Genomic DNA, 18,081 nt, shown 5'->3' with positions numbered 1-18,081 from the left:
GTAATTAACTAAGCAACCTCAGGTGGTCTTTTTTAGGTTGTTTTCCTTCGGGGCCTTGAATCCATTCTTCCACTGTTTCGTACTGCTGCATATATTGCTTGATCATTGATTTTATTTGCCATGGCTTACCTACCATTGTAATGCTCTTTTCTTTAATGTAGATTTTCATTTAAACATCTCCTTCATTTTCATGAATGCTAAGCCTGCGATAAGGGTCGTCATGTTACTAATCATGTCCTGTTATGATAGACTTTATGTAGATTTTATTACTCATAGAACAGGGAGTTGATATCGTGGACCATTTAAAGGAAAAGACCCTTTCAACAGAAAATATTTATGACGGCAAAATTATTAATCTCCGGGTCGAAGAGGTTGAACTGCCAAACGGAAAAACCAGCAAGAGAGAATTGATTAAGCATCCGGGAGCAGTAGCGGTAATCGCTGTTACTTCCGACCAAAAGGTCCTGATGGTACAACAATATAGAAAAGCTCTGGAAAAGACGATCGTTGAGATACCTGCCGGAAAACTCGAACCGGGTGAAGACCCGATGGAAACAGCTAAAAGAGAACTGGCAGAAGAAACAGGATACGAATGTGAAAACCTGAGAAAGATTATTTCTTTCTATACTTCTCCAGGGTTTGCAGATGAACTCGTCCACCTTTACGTTGCTGAAGGTCTTGAAAAAACAGGTGATCAACATGCGGATGAAGATGAATTTCTTGATGTGTTGGAAGTAAGCCTCGATGAAATGCAAGAAATGGTAGAAAATCAGACCATCCATGATGCGAAAACCGCATATGCGTTTCTGTATTTAAAATCACAAACTTAAGGGTGAGATTTTTGGAAATATTCGCCGATTTTCATATTCATATAGGAAGGACTGAATCAGGAAGACCTGTAAAAATTACGGGAAGCAAGTCATTAACGTTGCAAAATATCCTGAAAGAAGCTGCCCTGGTAAAAGGGATGAATATGATAGGGATTATTGATTGCCATGTTCCTGAGGTAATATCTGAGTTGGAAGGGTTAGTGTCTGATGGGACCGTTGTCGCCTTAGAGGACGGCGGGTTACAATTTGAAAATCTTACCTTGATACCCGGCTGTGAGATAGAACTTTACGATAAAAACTGTAAGGGTCCCGTTCATGTATTAGTTTATTTACCTAATATTTCTAAAATGAAACATTTTACCAATTGGCTTTCTGCCAGAATGAAGAATATAACACTCAGTTCCCAGAGAATTTATGAAGATGCAAAGACACTGCAAGAAAAAGCAAAAGAACTTGGAGGGCTTTTCATTCCTGCCCATATTTTCACGCCTTTTAAAAGTTTATATGGAAAAGGTGTTAGCAAGTCGTTAACTGAAATATTTCATCCTTCTTTAATAGATGCGGTTGAGCTGGGGTTAAGCTCTGACACCCAAATGGCTGATCAGATTCAAGAACTGAATCGGTACCCCTTTCTCACTAACTCAGATGCACATTCTGTTGGGAAAATCGCGAGAGAATATCAAAAGCTGGAACTTCATGCTTCAACATATAAAGAATTCAAGATGGCTTTAAGAAACGAGGGAGGAAGAAAGATTCTCGCAAATTATGGCCTGGATCCCCGGCTTGGGAAGTACCATAGGACGAGCTGCGCGAGCTGCTTTTCCGTAATAGAACCAGAATCGGCGAATGTGTGTCCTGCTTGTGGAGAAACCACGTTAGTGAAAGGTGTTTTTGACAGGCTTGAAGAACTGGCGGATTCATCAGGAAGGCAAAGGGAAAGGCCGCCATACTTCCATCAGGTCCCGCTTGAATTCATTCCGGGCCTCGGGCCAAAAACACTCCAAAAATTGCTTGATCACTTCGGGACAGAAATGGCGATCCTCCACTATGTTTCTGAAAGGGACCTGGCTGAAGTTGTTCCAAAAAAAATAGCAGAAACAATCGGTAAAGCGAGGAATGGAGAACTGAAACTAAGGACTGGGGGAGCAGGAAAGTACGGAAAAGTGGATTGAAGTAAAAAGGCTCTTTCTAAAAGATTATTGTTTTAAGGTGAGAGACCCCTGGGAAATGGGGGCATCAGTAGCCAGCATGAGAGCAAGGCATCTTAGACAATACATGAACGCCTGGAAATCAGGGGTTTAAAGTTATAGGTCATTGAATCCTCTATTTGTGAAAATACACTGCTTTTGAAAAAAACAAGGTCATAAGTTCCGCTATTTGCAAGATAGCGAATCAAAATAGGCGTTTTCCCGGTAAATAGAGGAACCAGTGACCTATAATTATAAAAAAATGGCCGTTTGTCACAAATAACGGATTTGGTGACCTCAAATAATGCAGAGAGCTAACACTGTAGTCACCGTCATAATGCTTTGCGCCGAGGAGGCTAACCACCCGATCACACCTTAACTGCTTCCTCCAAACAGTGATTACGAAACAGCCTTTAAAGAAGATGTCTCTCTATTATTTTCTCTACTAAAAACGATATCTGAGCCCAACCTGTCATAGAGACTGTGTTGCATTCATAGAATGGAACAAAAGCAGTTACAGGAGGGCGGCCATTATGCAAAGTAGAGTAAAGAGCATCATATCAAGCCATATACAGGATCACTTATCTGTTTACACGTTCATTGTCGTCTTGTTTTTAATGGGAATTATTTTCGGAGCTATTATTGTAAACAGTTTGAGCTTATCCCAAAAACAAGATCTCTATTTATATTTAACCCGTTTCTTTGGACAGGTTTCAGAAGGGGAGTTTGCATCTTCTGGAGATATGCTCTCACAGAGCTTTATGCATTACATGAAGTATATTGGTTTAATGTGGCTACTCGGTCTAACGATCATTGGGCTTCCGATTATCCTTGTTATGCTGTTCTTAAAAGGAATCGTAGTTGGCTTTACCGTGGGGTTCCTTGTAAACCAGATGAGCTGGCCGGGATTTATGCTTTCATTCGTGTCTGTGCTTCCGCAGAACGTTTTATCTGTACCGGCTTTTATCATTGTAGGCACCGCTTCTGTAACTTTTTCTTTAAAGGTGATGAGGCAGTTATTTGTAAAACAGCGAACCGAGCCTATCCTACCACAGTTTTTCAGGTATTCTTTACTGGTAGTGACAGTCGGATTAATACTTGGATTAGCTTCCGTGTTTGAAGCATACATCTCTCCGTTACTTATAAAGGCGGTTGTCGGATCAATTTTTTAATATATAACGCTTTAGTAATTTATAATAATTATAAAGTGATAAAAAATATCCGTTTTTGATTATAATTATTTTAATTTGACACCCTTTTAGGCAGTGATTATAATGAAGTTGTTAGTCGGTCGAGGGAGGGTATGGGAAATGGAAAGCAGAATCGATCGAATTAAAAAGCAGCTTCATTCTCAAAGTTACAAATTGACTCCGCAGCGTGAAGCTACGGTAAGAGTCTTGCTTGAAAATGAAGAGGATCATTTAAGTGCTGAAGATGTTTATTTGTTAGTAAAAGAAAAATCTCCTGAAATCGGCCTTGCAACGGTATATCGAACACTGGAACTTCTTGCTGAACTTAAAATTGTCGATAAAATTAATTTTGGAGACGGAGTCTCACGTTTTGATTTGAGGCAAGAAGGTGCTGCGCACTTTCATCACCATCTTGTTTGTATTGAATGTGGTTCTGTCGATGAAATTCAGGAAGACCTTCTGGGCGATGTCGAACAGGTAGTTGAACGAGATTGGAAGTTTAAAATAAAAGATCACCGTTTAACGTTTCATGGAATTTGCCACCGTTGCCAGGAAGATGGTGTTGAATAATTACCATCTTTGTAGGTACATATCGCTTTACTGGCTTTCTATCTATCTTTTTTAAATCAAATCCCGGGTTGAACGTATAAAAAGTGTCTCCTTTGTCATATCTTTTAATAGGATGATAAGGAGTCTGGGAGTGATAGGATGAGAAAAGGGATAGTGTTAGTCTGGGATACGGTAAAAGTTTTTGGCCTTTTTACAATATGTACTCTACTTTTTTATTATGGGTTACTCTGGGTAAACCAGGAATATCAAAACTACCATCGTTATGATGAGCCCCAGGGAAAAGCTGTAAAAGTGATCCAGATGGAGACGACAGACGCTGGCAGTACGTGGGGAGATCGTTTGCAATACTTTTTGCGTAACGGTGAGTAGAGGAGCGTACCAGTTATGAAAGAAAATGTGCAAGATTTTTTGCATTATTTGATTGTTGAGAGAAGTTTGTCGCAAAATACACTGGATGCGTATCGAAGGGACTTAAATCAATACACGGATTTTTTAAAAGAAAAAGAATCTATCCAATCCTTTAATGATGTGAGAAGAGTTCATATTTTAAATTTTCTTTACCAGTTGAAGGACTCTGGAAAAGCTTCTGCCACCATCGCAAGGAACGTTGCAAGCATCAGGGCGTTTCACCAGTTTTTGTTGCGTGAAAAAGCAGCGGAGCAGGATCCTTCCGTGCATATTGAAACACCGAAGACAGAAAGAAAGTTGCCGAAGATACTTTCAACTGCAGAAGTTGAAACACTTATGGAAGCCCCGAAAGCTAATAATGCCTTTGGTTTAAGAGATAAGGCGATGCTTGAAGTGCTATATGCGACAGGGCTCCGGGTTACCGAACTAGTTGAGCTCACGTTAAACGATGTCCATTTAACGATGGGGTTTATACGGACTCTTGGAAAGGGAAATAAAGAGCGCATTGTTCCGCTTGGGAAAATGGCCAAAAAGGCTTTGACTGATTATATTGAAAAAGGGCGTCCCCAGCTTTTAAAAGGGAAAAAATCTGATTCTCTTTTTTTGAATCATCATGGGGAACACTTGTCACGGCAGGGCTTTTGGAAAATACTAAAGAAACTTGCATTAGAAGCAAACATTAATAAACCATTGACCCCCCATACGTTGAGGCATTCGTTTGCTACCCATCTACTTGAAAATGGGGCTGATTTGCGTGCAGTTCAGGAACTTCTTGGACATGCTGATATATCAACGACTCAGATATACACACATGTGACCAAAACCAGATTAAAAGATATTTATTCTACTTACCACCCAAGAGCATAAGGCTCTTTTTTTCTGTTTTATTATACTACTTGGCCAAAGCCGAGTTTTCTTTTTCTTTATATTCGATACGGATTTTTAAAGTTTTGTTTGAGAGTTTTGAAGAGTTTATTGCCGTTTTTTTAGCTCATACAACGGGAATAGTACTTAAATGAGCAAAGATTGACTGTAAATAAAAAAAGAACGGAGGCTGTTTTATGTCAACTTTTAAAAGAATCTTTTTAATCGTACTGGATTCTGTAGGGATCGGGGAAGCATCAGACGCTGAAGATTTTGGGGACAAGGGTGCAGATACACTTGGACACATCGCCGATCACATGGGTGGATTAAAGATGCCTAACATGGAAAAGCTCGGTCTTGGAAATATAAGAGAAGTCCAGGGGATAAAAGAATCTCCTTCTCCGCTTGCGCATTATGCAAAAATGGAAGAAGCATCCAATGGGAAAGATACGATGACAGGCCACTGGGAAATTATGGGCTTACATATTGAACAACCGTTTCGAACATTTCCGGATGGGTTTCCGGAAGAACTTATTTCAGAACTGGAAAAAAGGACGAAAAGGAAAGTGATCGGAAACAAACCTGCTTCCGGAACTGAGATTATTAAGGAATTAGGCAAAGAGCATATGGAAACAGGAGCACTCATTGTATACACTTCAGCCGATTCTGTTCTTCAAATCGCTGCACATGAAGATGTCGTACCGATTGATGAATTATATCATATTTGCGAAATTGCTCGCGAAATTACAAAGAGAAAAGAATACATGGTCGGCCGTGTGATTGCAAGGCCCTTTGTTGGGGATCCTGGGAACTTCGAAAGGACAGCTAATAGGCATGACTATGCGTTAAAGCCTTTCGGACGTACGGTTATGAATGAGTTGAAGGATGAAAACTTTAATGTGATCGCGCTTGGAAAGATATCTGATATTTATGATGGGGAAGGCGTCACAAAGGCGATCAGGACAGAGTCAAACATGGACGGTATGGATAAATTGGTCCAATCACAGGATATGGATTTCGAAGGGCTTAGCTTCTTGAACCTTGTTGATTTTGATGCGAAATATGGTCACAGAAGAGATCCTGAAGGATATGGCAATGCACTTGAGGCGTATGACGAGCGTCTTCCGGAAGTTCTCGAAAAGCTAAGAGAAGATGATTTACTACTAATCACAGCTGACCATGGAAATGATCCAGTCCATCAAGGTACAGATCATACCCGGGAATATGTACCATTGGTCGCCTATTACAAAGGAATCGATGAGGGGAAGGACCTGGGATTACGAAAAACATTTGCTGATATAGGTGCTACTGTTGCAGATAACTTTGGAGTGAAAATGCCGGAACATGGTCAAAGCTTTTTAAATCAGTTAAAGAAATAAATTCAGTTTTTGGTAGGGAGGAATCCGATTTGGCAGTCATTAGACAAGAAATTAAAGATGCTGCATCTTTTATTAAACAAAAAGTTACGTTTCAACCTTCCCTGGGATTAATTCTTGGATCAGGGCTCGGCGTACTTGCCGATGAAATAGAAAATCCCGTTAAAATTTCATATGAAGACATTCCAAACTTCCCTGTTTCGACAGTTGAAGGGCATGCAGGGCAATTTGTTTTTGGCCAACTAAAAGGAAAAAATGTAGCTGCTATGCAGGGACGCTTTCATTTTTATGAAGGCTACAGCATGGATAAAGTTACATTCCCGGTTCGTGTGATGCGAGAATTGGGGATCGATACTGTTATCGTGACGAATGCTGCAGGAGGAGTTAATGAAAGCTTCGAGCCAGGAGACCTCATGGTGATCGAAGACCATATTAATTTTATGGGAACGAACCCTTTGATCGGACCGAATGATAAGGATATGGGTGTTCGCTTTCCTGATATGTCAACGGCATATTCTAAACAGCTGCAAGATATAGCGCACAAAACAGCAACCGATCTTGGTATGAAACTTCAAAAAGGCGTCTACATAGGTATGAGCGGTCCTACTTATGAAACACCTGCAGAAATAAGAATGATCAGAACGCTCGGGGGAGACGCAGTTGGGATGTCTACAGTGCCTGAAGTAATTGTCGCTCGTCATGCCGGGATGGAAGTGCTTGGCATCTCTTGTATTTCTAATATGGCAGCAGGAATTCTTGAACAGCCGCTGAATCATGAAGAAGTGATCGAAACAACCGAGAAGGTTAGAGAAAACTTCCTGGCACTCGTAAAAAATACAGTTGAAAACATGTAGTTTGGTTTTTAACCTTTAAGCTGTCAGAGAGAAAGGGGACCAACACGATGAGAATGGTGGATTTGATAGAAAAGAAGCGTAACGGTTCAGCACTAACACAGGAAGAAATAAAATTTATGATCCAGGGATATACGAATGATGAAATTCCTGATTATCAGATGTCTGCATTTTCAATGGCAGTTTTTTTTCGGGATATGACGAGTGACGAGCGAGCAGCACTGACGATGGCGATGGTGGAATCGGGCGACCAAATTGATTTATCAGGTATCGAAGGAGTTAAAGTGGACAAGCATTCCACAGGTGGTGTAGGGGATACTACAACGCTTGTCCTTGCTCCCCTTGTTGCTTCTTTAGGTGTTCCGGTAGCCAAGATGTCAGGAAGAGGACTGGGGCATACTGGTGGCACGATTGATAAGCTGGAAGCTGTTCCAGGTTTTCATGTGGAGATTACGAACGAGGAGTTTATCGACCTTGTTAACAAAAATAAGGTAGCGGTTGTCGGCCAGAGTGGAAACCTGACTCCTGCTGATAAAAAATTATATGGCTTACGGGATGTTACCGCAACGGTGGAATCAATACCTCTTATTGCCAGTTCCATTATGAGTAAAAAAATCGCATCGGGTGCAGATGCCATTGTGCTGGATGTGAAAACTGGCTCTGGTGCATTTATGAAAGACCTCAAAGACGCGGAAGAACTCGCACATGCCATGGTTGATATCGGAAACTCTGTTGGAAGAAATACAATGGCTGTAATCTCAGATATGAACCAGCCGTTAGGATTTGCAGTAGGCAACGCTCTGGAAGTACGGGAGGCAATCGATACGCTCAGAGGAAACGGTCCAAAAGACTTAGAAGAACTTTGCCTCACATTGGGAAGCTATATGGTTTATTTAGCAAATAAAGCGGAATCTGTGCAAGCAGCACGAGAAATGTTAAAAGAAAGTATTTCAAACGGCAAAGCACTTGAAACGTTTAAAACGTTTATCTCTTCCCAGGGGGGAGACGCAACAGTGGTCGATAATCCTGAACAGCTTCCGTCTGCTAGTTTCGTTATAGATGTTCCAGCGCCTAAAAGCGGAACAGTAGAGAGTATTGTAGCAAACGAAATAGGAACAGCTGCAATGCTTCTTGGCGCTGGAAGGGCAACAAAAGAATCGGAAATAGACCTGGCGGTAGGCCTGGTCCTGAAGAAGAAAATTGGCGACAGTGTTGAACAAGGGGAACCAATAGTAGAAATCCATTCTAACCAAAAGGATAATAAAGAAGTGATCGACAAGATCCAACAGGCATTTTCCATCACTCCGAACCCTGTCCAAGCACCAACCTTGATCTACAAAGAAGTTACAGGAGAATAGGCAAAAGGTTGACTCAACATGCTGGCTGAAGCATATTTTGAGTCAACCTTTTTTGTTTTACTGACTTTATAAAAGATAAAGGCACTTTTCACATACTATGTTGCTTTATAAGCTGCACAGTTGAGATGAACTGCGGCGTAATTACAGCATTGATTTCCACTCCGGTCAGTTCGCTTTCCTGGGCAACGCTTCAGCTTCCTGGTCAGAAAAACCGCCAGTCCAGTTCCGGCTCATAGAGACTAGTGGATTTCCCTCACCTCCTTGCGATAAGGCAACATCGACTCTCTTTCGTTCCGGCGTTGTTTCTTATCTCCATGCGGTTCAGTACAATCCATACGTCTCTTGGCGTTCGCCTCCACCGCGGGATCTTCAGCTGTTGATTTTCCCGTAGGACAAGGAAGGCTTCGGCAGGGTTACATCGCACGAAGGAAATGTGAATACATTTTCGAGGAGTCGACTGCCCTCTGCTCCAATCAATTGACGTTTTTCAAAGATGTGGAACGTCAAAGCACAGCTTAACGAAGGAAATACACGTAGACTCCTGCGGTACAGCGAAGACATTGAGACCCCGCAAGGAGTGTTTTGTGCGAGTGAGGAGGCTCAGCGCGAGCCCGCGGAAAGCGTAGTGTATTTCCGCAGCGGACATCCATCCGTTATGTCGCTGTTTATCGCTTTTGTGCAAAAAAAACCAATCTTTTAGAAAAAAACCAGGGTTAAAAACCACTGTGGTAGACAGGGGGAAGATGCTATTGGAGCCATTAGATAATAGTTATTATCCATATTTGATTGTTAATAAACGATAAAAAAGTTCATCGTATTCCTCGTAGGTCATCGTAACTGTGATGCCTTTTTTTATATGACTAATCATTTCCTCTATTTTCTCCTGATTATTTATCAATTGTTTCAATATAAAAATTTCCCTTGAAGAAACAGTATCATGAAATAGAAGTGCTCCATGTTTTGATAATAAATCACTATAATAATTTCTTTCCCACTTGATGCATTCCTTCAGTTTATTTTCCAAAAATGAAACATTTTCAATGGAATAGGTAAATTCCAAAATAACACCTCCATGAAAAATAAAGTAAATATATTTTTGTTTCAATGTATTCCTTATTTTTGGAAAAAAGAATGGGTATTATGGTTCTGAATTATACGTTTAGAAATCCCGGAAACATCCTTCTGGTTTATTTGTATAAAAAAGATAAAAAATGGAAAACATGGTAGTACTAAGAATGGAGGGATAGTGATGGTCCGTTTTACCGTCGTTATTATTAGTTTTGTTCTCTGCTTCGGATCTTTTGCAAACTTAGCTGGTGCAAAAGAAACAAAGCAAAAAATAGCCGAAAAATCTGCATCTGCTATTTTGATGGAGAGAGATACAGGAGAAGTCTTATATGATAAAAACAGTGAAGAAAAACTTCCTCCAGCTAGTATGACCAAAATTATGACGATGCTGTTAATCATGGAAGCGATCGAGGATGGAAAAATAAATTTAGATGAAAAAGTGAGAGCGAGTGAACATGCAGCTTCAATGGGAGGATCGCAGATCTTTCTTGAAGCAGGCGAAGAAATGACCGTTAATGAACTTTTAAAAGGAATTGCGATAGCATCAGGAAATGATGCTTCTGTAGCTATGGCTGAGGCGATCGGAGGATCTGAGGAAGGATTCGTCGACATGATGAATAAAAAAGTAAAAGAACTTGGCTTGAAAAATACACATTTTGCAAATCCTACCGGACTGCCAGCCGATGACCATTATTCAACCGCAAAGGATATGGCCGTTATGGCAAAGGAATTGCTAAAGTATGATTTGATTACGAAGTATACCGGTAAATATGAAGATTATTTAAGAGAAGATACAGATCGGAAGTTTTGGTTGGTCAATACGAATAAACTGGTGAAATTTTATCCCGGTGTTGACGGTCTGAAAACCGGGTTTACCAGGGAAGCGAAATACTGTTTAACCGCTACAGCACAAAAAGGCGACATGAGGATTATTGCGGTTGTAATGGGAGCACCTACCTCTAAAGAAAGAAATACAGAGGTTTCTAAAATGCTTGATTATGCTTTCAGCCAGTATAAAACCCATAAATTATACGATAGGCACCAGATTGTTAAAAAAGTAAAAGTTAGCAAAGGGAATAAGGCAACTTTAACTGCAGTTACATCGGAACGCGTTTCTGTGTTGATGAAGAAAGCCGACAAAGAAAAGGAAGTAACAACGGAAGCCAAAATGGATAAAACGCTCGTGTCCCCTATTAAAAAAGGGGATGAGGTAGGGAAATTGATTGTAAAAGTGGATGGGAAAGCCGTAACAGAATCTGCTTTGCTGTCTTCTGAAGAGGTCAAAACAGCATCCTGGTGGCAGCTTTTCAAACGAACGTTAGGGCAATTTTCAAAAGCTCCATCACTATAATCGACTTTACTCGGGAATGGCAGTCGGCAGTTAGCTAAACCAATCGAATAGGCACTAGTTTTGTCATCGGGAAGGAATTTGCCCAACTTAAAGAGAAAAGACTCACTAGCTTAAACTTAAGGAGGCGAGCTATGTGAGTCTTTCAATTAACCTTGAGACCAGAAATAATGTTTTGTTAATCAGATTAGTAGGTGAATTGGACCATCATACGGCAGAGGATTTAAGGAGCAAGGTGGATCACACGATTGAGGAAAACCGAATTGAGCATATTGTTTTAAACCTTGAAGCTTTATCCTTTATGGACAGTTCCGGATTAGGAGTTATTCTTGGCCGTTACAATAAAGTGAAAAGCTCTGGCGGAGAAATGGTCGTTTGTGCTATTTCTCCTGCGGTAAAACGGTTGTTTGAGATGTCTGGCATGTTTAAGATTATCCGACTGGAAGAAAATGAACAGCATGCGCTGATGACGCTGGGGGTGGCATAATGATGAATAACAAGATGAACCTAGAGTTCTCCGCCCTCAGCCAGAATGAATCGTTTGCACGTGTGACAGTAGCGGCTTTTATTACCCAATTGGACCCAACCGTCGATGAGTTGACAGAAATTAAAACAGTGGTCTCAGAAGCGGTCACAAATGCCATTATCCATGGGTATGAGAACCATCCTGATGGGATGGTATACATTACTGTTGTCCTGGAAGATGACACTGTTAAATTGACAATTCGTGATGAAGGTATTGGAATCAATAATATTGAAGAAGCCCGCCAACCGCTATATACGACTAAACCGGAATTAGAACGCTCCGGAATGGGCTTTACCATTATGGAAAACTTTATGGATGAAGTAGAAATTTTTACTTCTGCTCAAGAAGGAACAACTATTCATTTAACCAAGTATTTATCAAAAAACAAAGCGTTATGCAATTAAGGGGAACTGCATATGGACGTGGAGGTAAAAAAAGAAAAGAATAGTTCACAGTTAAAGGACAGCGAAGTGAAAGAACTGATTCGGCGCAGTCAAGATGGTGACCAGGATGCAAGGGACACCATTGTCCAAAAGAACATGAGGCTTGTGTGGTCTGTTGTGCAGAGGTTCTTAAACCGGGGTTACGAGCCGGACGACCTTTTTCAGATTGGCTGTATCGGGTTGCTAAAGTCTGTAGATAAATTCGATCTTTCCTTCGATGTAAAATTTTCGACCTATGCAGTTCCGATGATTATTGGTGAAATACAACGATTTATCCGTGATGATGGAACGGTAAAAGTAAGCAGGTCATTAAAAGAAACAGGAAATAAGATTCGAAAAATTAAAGATGAACTATCGAAAGAATTAGGAAGAAACCCCACAATCAACGAAATTGCAGAAAAACTTGAGACAACTCCTGAGGAAATTGTGCTTGCACAGGAGGCGGTACGTGCCCCTTCCTCCATTCATGAAACGGTATATGAAAACGATGGGGACCCGATAACCTTGCTGGACCAGATTGCTGACCAATCCGAGACGAAGTGGTTTGATAAAATTGCATTGCAGGAGGCACTTCAAAATCTCGAAGAACGTGAGAGGCTTATCGTTTACTTAAGATACTATAAAGATCAGACGCAATCGGAAGTAGCTGAACGCCTGGGAATTTCACAGGTGCAGGTATCCAGGCTGGAAAAGAAAATATTAAAGCAAATCAAAGAGCAGATGAGCAAATGAATCGGTACCGACCCCGAAAAGTTAGAGTGAAAAACTAACTTTTCGGGGTGTTTTTTATGCGATAAGAATATACAACCCTGAAGGGAGTAGTAACACGATTTAAATATAAAACCAATATTTCAAAAAATGCTCGTCAATCGGTGAGCTTCATTGCGTTATTCTGTGCCAATTAATGGTACCTCAAACCTGCTGGAATGAGAGATTATGGAATCAAGCATACTAATACCAATAACTTGTTGCATGCTGAATAGGACAAAAAGGAGATGAGGCTGATGGCATCGGCAGTTTTGTATCTAAGGATGAGACAAAAGCTGAAAGTGAAGCCTCAGCAATTAATCACAGTAGGAGACCTGGCCCAACTTATCTCATCCGATAATACAGCCGGTCATATTGCTGAAATGGAAATGTACCGAATAAAACCATCCGATAAAAATCTGCTTGTCGTGGATGTTATGAAGGTAGTTGAAAAAATACAGGAACACTTGCCAGCATTAGATATCCAAACGATCGGTCCAGCCCAAACGATTGTAGAAATACAATATCCGAAACGCAGGGTTTCCACGATCTATTTTATCCTCATCTGGTTTCTGCTTTTTATCGGTTCAGGACTTGCTATTATGAATTTCCATGAAGATGTGAGCATGCAGGAAGTCCATCAGAGAATTTATAGATTGATTACAGGAATCGATAATCCAACGCCGTTGATGCTTCAGATCCCTTATTCTCTGGGGTTAGGTATTGGAATGGTTCTTTTTTTTAACCATCTTTTTAGAAAACGGTTCAACGAAGAACCAAGCCCTCTTGAGGTAGAAATGTTTAACTATCAGCAGGATCTTGATCTATATATCATCATGCATGAAAACAAGGAAAGTGAGAAGAACTTGAATGACAAGTAGAGTCCTTTTCGCGATGTTGATCGGGTTTGCGGAAGGTATCGCTGTCGGAGCTGGCTTTGTGGCTTTTTTGACTGTACTGGGGATTATCCCAAGATTGACGCAATTATCAAAGACAGAGCACCTTATCCGTTTTTATGAATGGAGCATTGTTCTTGGAACGACTGTTACGAGTTTGATTACATTACGCAATGCTCAGTTTCACCTTTCTGCTTTCTGGCTTATACCGATAGGATTGGCGTGCGGCATTTTTATAGGTCTTTTAGCTGCTGCTTTAACAGAAGTGATTAATGTTTTTCCAATCTTAGCAAAACGGATCGGCGTCGTTGATAAACTGCTCATAATTTTAATGGCAATCGTACTGGGAAAGATTTGCGGTTCTTTGTTTCACTGGACTTACTTTGTATTTCGCTAAAGGAGTGATGGAATGAATAAGCAGATTAACGATAAGAACGAGTATAAAAACAATGTGAAAAGTTACCAGCCAAAACCTCCGTATCTGGCTAATTGTTTGAAGGCGTTTATTGTAGGTGGGTTTATCTGTGCGATAGGACAGGTGATTTCCAATTTCTATATTTACTTTTTTAACTTTACCGAGCAAACTGCTGGAAACCCAACAGTTGCAACATTAATCTTATTCGCAGCATTGCTTACTGGCATGGGAGTTTACGACAAAATTGGTCAATTTGCAGGAGCCGGGTCTGCTGTTCCTGTTACAGGATTCGCTAACTCCATTACCAGTGCTGCACTCGAGCACAAAAGCGAAGGTGTTGTTCTCGGAATTGCAACAAATTTATTTAAACTGGCTGGTGCTGTTATTGTTTTTGGAGTAGTGGCCGCTTATATTGTCGGAATGGTCCGGTTATTGTTTGAAAAACTTTTATAAAGCAGGTGAACTGAATGCCTAAAATAGGAACACAAACATGGAGCTTTTCGAACGTCTTTTTGCAATCTACCGGTACAGCCGTTGGTCCCGATGAAGCGAACGGACCTCTATCCAGTACTTTTGATAAAGTGTACGATGAACTTCATTGTGGTGAAGAAAACTGGGAATTGGCAGAGCGGAAGTTAATGGAAGATGCGATTGATTTCTGTTTGAAAAAAGGGGCTATGCAACCATACGGAGTTGACTTTTTCCTTGCTGGAGATTTATTAAATCAGATTGTTACTGCAAACTATGTAGCAAGAGGAAATAAAATTCCTTTTCTTGGTTTGTTTGGTGCTTGTTCAACTTCGATGGAGTCAGTTGCACTAGGAGCTAGCCTAATTGAAGGTGGGTTTGCAGATAATATTCTGGCAGCTGTGAGCAGCCATAATGCAACAGCAGAAAGACAGTTTCGCTACCCGACTGAATATGGAGGACAGAAACCGGGAACCGCTACCTATACCGTAACTGGAGCGGGAGCTGCTCTGTTGGGACGGCAGTCGTCAGGTATTCAAATCACAGCTTCTACAATAGGAAAAGTGTTCGATTGGGGGATCAAGGACCCTTTCGATATGGGATCAGCGATGGCACCCGCTGCAGCAGATACGATCTCTGCTCACTTCAAAGATACAAACAGTTCTCCAGATGATTTTGACTTAATTGTTACAGGTGACTTATCAGCAGTCGGCTCACCTATTGTCAAAGATATGTTATTAGAAAAAGGATATGATGTCCGGGATGTTCATAATGACTGTGGCCTGATGATTTTTAATTCTGATCAGCCTGTATTCTCAGGAGGCAGCGGGTGTGCTTGCTCGGCTGTTGTAACTTATGGCCATCTAATGGAAGAGTTAATAAAAGGGAACCTTAATAAAATATTTGTTGTAGCAACAGGAGCACTGCTAAGTCCTGTTATGATTCAACAAAAAGAAAGCATTCCAACAATCGCTCATGGTGTTGTGTTTGAATCAACAGGAGGGAAGATGTGATGGAATATTTAATTGCATTTATTGTGGGAGGAGCGATTTGTGTTATTGGACAGCTTTTATTTGATGTATTTAAGCTCACTCCTGCACACGTGATGACCTCATTCGTAGTTATAGGAGCTGTTCTGGATGGATTTGGCCTTTATGATCGATTGATTGACTTTGCCGGGGCAGGTGCTACCGTACCGATAACAAGTTTCGGTCATTCCCTGTTGCACGGGGCGATGGCTGAAGCTGACAAACATGGATTTGTCGGTCTTGCCACTGGTATTTTTAAGCTTACATCAGCAGGAATTTCATCTGCTATTCTTTTTGGATTTCTGGTAGCCCTTTTCTTCAAACCAAAGGGGTGAGTCAAGATGCAAGGAAAAAAACGGGTCATTCTCGTGACGGACGGTGACTTATATGCCTTGAAAGCAATCGAAACGGTTGCAAAAGCGATCGGCGGTAGGTGTATCAGCCAGTCTTTTGGCAATCCGAGTGAACGAAGCGGGAATGAGCTCGTAAAGTTGATCCACCAGGCTCCCTACGATCCCGTTTTCGTGATGTTTGATGATTGTGGTTATAAAGGAGAAGGAAAAGGGGAATCGGCAATGAAAACCGTAGCCAGCCACCCCGACATTGAAGTTGTGGGAGCCATAGCGGTTGCATCGAACGCCCACTCCCTCGAATGGTCCAAGGTAAACATCAGTATTGACCGTTACGGAAACCTTACAGAGTATGGAGTAGATAAAAGTGGTGTGCCAGATGTGGAACTTGGAAGAATTAATGGTGATACAGTATCAGTCTTAGACGAATTAGATTTGCCGTACGTGATTGGAATAGGCGATATCGGAAAAATGGCAGGCCTTGATGATGCGAAGCGGGGTTCTCCAGTTACAAAAAAAGCAGTGGAGATATTGCTCGAAAGGAGCGAATATTATGCCGGAAAAAAACAAGGAACCAATTCGCAAAAAAATAAAGGAAAATGAAGAATACTTAAAAGATCGAATCGGAATAGGAAAAAGTTTTGATCTGGGTATTCGAAAGCTTTCCATTCTAAACAAAGAAGTTCAATTCTATTACTGCACTGGCTTATGCGATACGACTATTATTGTAGAAATCATGGAAGAGTTGATGGAGCTCGATTCATCACAACGGTTGACCACTCATTTAAAAAAAGTGGTCAAAAACCGGCTGCCGCACCAGCAGGTCCAGGTTGCCAAAACGTTTGATGAAGCGGTTGACCGACTCCTTTCAGGACTTATCGTTATTTTCATGGATGGACAGGAAGAAGCATTAATCATCGATGTAAGAAAATATCCGGGCCGTCCCCCACAAGAACCGGATACTGAAAAGGTAGTCAGAGGATCCCGTGATGGTTTTACAGAGAATATAATTGAAAATACGGCCTTAACGAGAAGGCGAATCAGGGATGAGAGGCTGCGAAATGAAATGATACAAATAGGTGAGAGGTCAAAAACGGATGTTTGTATCACCTACTTAGAGGATGTAGCAGATCCAGATCTCGTCAAACTTATTAAAGAAAAGTTATCAGCTATTAAGATAGATGGACTTCCTATGGCAGATAAGACGGTGGAAGAATTTATTGTCAAGCAGGGATATAACCCATTTCCGCTAGTTAGGTATACGGAAAGGCCAGATGTTGCATCAAGCCACTTATTTGAGGGGCATGTCTTGATAATTGTTGATACATCACCGAGTGTCGTGATAACTCCCACTACTTTTTTTCATCATGTACAGCATGCCGAAGAATACAGGCAGGCACCGTTGTCAGGTGCCTACTTAAGATGGGCCCGGTTTGCCGGAATGGCTGCTGCAGTATTTCTTCTTCCGATCTGGTTACTTTTTGTATTGCAATCTGATCTATTGCCAGGCTCCATTGATTTTATCGGCCCAAATAAGGATTCTAATGTCCCTGTACTCTGGCAGATCTTATTTGCAGAACTAGGAATCGATATATTGAGAATGGCTGCTATCCACACCCCCACCCCCCTTTCAACAGCAATGGGTTTGATCGCAGCAGTTCTAATAGGGCAAATCGCAATTGATGTCGGACTGTTTGTACCGGAAGTCATATTGTATGTAGCAGTGGCCGCGGTCGGATCCTTTGCGACACCGAGCTATGAGATGAGTGTTGCCAATAAACTCGTCCGGATCTTCCTGTTAATTCTGGTGGCGATCTTTAAAGTCCCTGGGCTGGTTATTGGCGTTACAGTATTGATCCTGTTTTTAACAAGGCTAACTGTATTGAACACTCCTTACTTATGGCCGTTTATTCCTTTCAATTTTAAATCGATGATGCAGGTGGTGGTAAGAGTATCTGTGCCTTTGACGAATTACCGTCCTGAAATTACAAGGCCCCAGAACAAAAAGAAACAGCCTGTTTAGAAAATACTGTTCGATCGTGAATTTGATGTTAAATGGGAATATGCAGGAGTGTGCATGAATAGTTATAACGTAAAAGCAATTCATCTCTAAAAGCATGTTGTTTAAATTCCCGACAAAGACAATACTGTACAAGTA

At 41.1% G+C, this 18,081-nt stretch carries 22 protein-coding genes; 20 read left to right on the top strand and 2 right to left on the bottom strand.

Translation table 11 applies throughout. From position 1 onward, the window contains the following. Positions 1 to 4: 4 nt before the first annotated feature. Positions 5 to 169: a Z-ring formation inhibitor MciZ gene (mciZ, locus tag FCL54_RS19455; RefSeq protein ID WP_138128605.1), complete on the bottom strand. Its 165-nt coding sequence runs from the start codon at positions 167 to 169 to the stop codon at positions 5 to 7. Between the two features lie 124 nt (positions 170 to 293). Between mciZ and FCL54_RS19450 the strand changes: the two genes are divergently transcribed. From FCL54_RS19450 to FCL54_RS19410, 9 genes are all read left to right on the top strand, one after another. Then, positions 294 to 830 (top strand): NUDIX hydrolase, encoded by a 537-nt coding sequence (locus FCL54_RS19450; protein ID WP_138128604.1) that lies wholly within the window; start codon positions 294 to 296, stop codon positions 828 to 830. Between the two features lie 11 nt (positions 831 to 841). Then, on the top strand, positions 842 to 2,002 hold the full coding sequence (locus FCL54_RS19445) for a TIGR00375 family protein (RefSeq protein WP_138128603.1): 1,161 nt from the start codon (positions 842 to 844) through the stop codon (positions 2,000 to 2,002). A 548-nt stretch (positions 2,003 to 2,550) separates the two neighbouring features. After that, entirely contained in the window at positions 2,551 to 3,189 is a 639-nt protein-coding gene (gene spoIIM / locus FCL54_RS19440) for a stage II sporulation protein M (protein ID WP_138128602.1), read from the top strand. Positions 3,190 to 3,327: 138 nt separating this feature from the next. Next, positions 3,328 to 3,777, top strand: a complete 450-nt coding sequence (gene fur / locus FCL54_RS19435) for a ferric iron uptake transcriptional regulator (RefSeq protein WP_138128601.1) — start codon at positions 3,328 to 3,330, stop codon at positions 3,775 to 3,777. Positions 3,778 to 3,915: 138 nt separating this feature from the next. Continuing rightward, positions 3,916 to 4,146 carry a YqzK family protein gene (locus FCL54_RS19430; protein ID WP_138128600.1) on the top strand — a complete coding sequence of 77 codons (231 nt, stop codon included), beginning with the start codon at positions 3,916 to 3,918 and terminating at the stop codon, positions 4,144 to 4,146. 15 nt (positions 4,147 to 4,161) lie between these two features. Continuing rightward, complete coding sequence (gene xerD, locus FCL54_RS19425) at positions 4,162 to 5,052, top strand: site-specific tyrosine recombinase XerD (RefSeq protein WP_138128599.1); 891 nt, start codon at positions 4,162 to 4,164, stop codon at positions 5,050 to 5,052. A gap of 194 nt (positions 5,053 to 5,246) precedes the next feature. Continuing rightward, on the top strand, positions 5,247 to 6,428 hold the full coding sequence (deoB, locus tag FCL54_RS19420; protein WP_138128598.1) for a phosphopentomutase: 1,182 nt from the start codon (positions 5,247 to 5,249) through the stop codon (positions 6,426 to 6,428). Between the two features lie 38 nt (positions 6,429 to 6,466). Continuing rightward, on the top strand, positions 6,467 to 7,279 hold the full coding sequence (locus FCL54_RS19415; protein ID WP_425467154.1) for a purine-nucleoside phosphorylase: 813 nt from the start codon (positions 6,467 to 6,469) through the stop codon (positions 7,277 to 7,279). 47 nt (positions 7,280 to 7,326) lie between these two features. Further along, positions 7,327 to 8,634, top strand: a complete 1,308-nt coding sequence (locus FCL54_RS19410; RefSeq protein WP_138128596.1) for a pyrimidine-nucleoside phosphorylase — start codon at positions 7,327 to 7,329, stop codon at positions 8,632 to 8,634. Between the two features lie 772 nt (positions 8,635 to 9,406). Here FCL54_RS19410 and FCL54_RS19405 read toward each other — a convergent pair. Continuing rightward, on the bottom strand, positions 9,407 to 9,694 hold the full coding sequence (locus tag FCL54_RS19405) for a hypothetical protein (protein WP_138128595.1): 288 nt from the start codon (positions 9,692 to 9,694) through the stop codon (positions 9,407 to 9,409). Between the two features lie 189 nt (positions 9,695 to 9,883). Here FCL54_RS19405 and FCL54_RS19400 point away from each other — a divergent pair, with 189 nt between their 5' ends. The 11 genes from FCL54_RS19400 to FCL54_RS19350 all read left to right on the top strand — a co-directional run bounded on the left by FCL54_RS19400 (position 9,884) and on the right by FCL54_RS19350 (position 17,946). Then, positions 9,884 to 11,053, top strand: a complete 1,170-nt coding sequence (locus FCL54_RS19400) for a D-alanyl-D-alanine carboxypeptidase family protein (protein WP_138128594.1) — start codon at positions 9,884 to 9,886, stop codon at positions 11,051 to 11,053. A gap of 133 nt (positions 11,054 to 11,186) precedes the next feature. Next, complete coding sequence (gene spoIIAA, locus FCL54_RS19395) at positions 11,187 to 11,537, top strand: anti-sigma F factor antagonist (RefSeq protein ID WP_138128593.1); 351 nt, start codon at positions 11,187 to 11,189, stop codon at positions 11,535 to 11,537. Between the two features lie 2 nt (positions 11,538 to 11,539). Then, entirely contained in the window at positions 11,540 to 11,980 is a 441-nt protein-coding gene (gene spoIIAB / locus FCL54_RS19390) for an anti-sigma F factor (protein WP_138128592.1), read from the top strand. Positions 11,981 to 11,992: 12 nt separating this feature from the next. Next, positions 11,993 to 12,751 carry an RNA polymerase sporulation sigma factor SigF gene (sigF, locus tag FCL54_RS19385; protein WP_138128591.1) on the top strand — a complete coding sequence of 253 codons (759 nt, stop codon included), beginning with the start codon at positions 11,993 to 11,995 and terminating at the stop codon, positions 12,749 to 12,751. Positions 12,752 to 13,023: 272 nt separating this feature from the next. Beyond that, on the top strand, positions 13,024 to 13,647 hold the full coding sequence (locus FCL54_RS19380; RefSeq protein ID WP_138128590.1) for a stage V sporulation protein AA: 624 nt from the start codon (positions 13,024 to 13,026) through the stop codon (positions 13,645 to 13,647). Continuing rightward, positions 13,637 to 14,059: a stage V sporulation protein AB gene (locus tag FCL54_RS19375; protein WP_138128589.1), complete on the top strand. Its 423-nt coding sequence runs from the start codon at positions 13,637 to 13,639 to the stop codon at positions 14,057 to 14,059. The genes FCL54_RS19380 and FCL54_RS19375 overlap by 11 nt, the downstream gene beginning before the upstream one ends. Before the next feature lie 12 nt (positions 14,060 to 14,071). Next, a complete protein-coding gene (gene spoVAC / locus FCL54_RS19370) occupies positions 14,072 to 14,530 on the top strand; it encodes a stage V sporulation protein AC (protein ID WP_138128588.1) in 459 nt (152 codons plus the stop codon). Positions 14,531 to 14,544: 14 nt separating this feature from the next. After that, positions 14,545 to 15,558 (top strand): stage V sporulation protein AD, encoded by a 1,014-nt coding sequence (gene spoVAD, locus FCL54_RS19365; RefSeq protein WP_138128587.1) that lies wholly within the window; start codon positions 14,545 to 14,547, stop codon positions 15,556 to 15,558. Further along, positions 15,558 to 15,908: a stage V sporulation protein AE gene (spoVAE, locus tag FCL54_RS19360; protein WP_138128586.1), complete on the top strand. Its 351-nt coding sequence runs from the start codon at positions 15,558 to 15,560 to the stop codon at positions 15,906 to 15,908. Before spoVAD ends, spoVAE begins: the two co-directional genes overlap by 1 nt. 6 nt (positions 15,909 to 15,914) lie before the next feature. Next, complete coding sequence (gene spoVAEA / locus FCL54_RS19355; RefSeq protein ID WP_138128585.1) at positions 15,915 to 16,526, top strand: stage V sporulation protein SpoVABEA; 612 nt, start codon at positions 15,915 to 15,917, stop codon at positions 16,524 to 16,526. Then, positions 16,477 to 17,946, top strand: a complete 1,470-nt coding sequence (locus FCL54_RS19350) for a spore germination protein (protein ID WP_138128584.1) — start codon at positions 16,477 to 16,479, stop codon at positions 17,944 to 17,946. Before spoVAEA ends, FCL54_RS19350 begins: the two co-directional genes overlap by 50 nt. Positions 17,947 to 18,081: the final 135 nt, after the last annotated feature.

Source organism: Exobacillus caeni, assembly GCF_005747095.1.
Taxonomy (GTDB): Bacteria; Bacillota; Bacilli; order Bacillales; family Guptibacillaceae; genus Exobacillus; species Exobacillus caeni.
The sequence above is the reverse complement of the archived record's forward strand: the minus strand, read 5'-3'. Positions and strand labels throughout refer to the sequence as shown.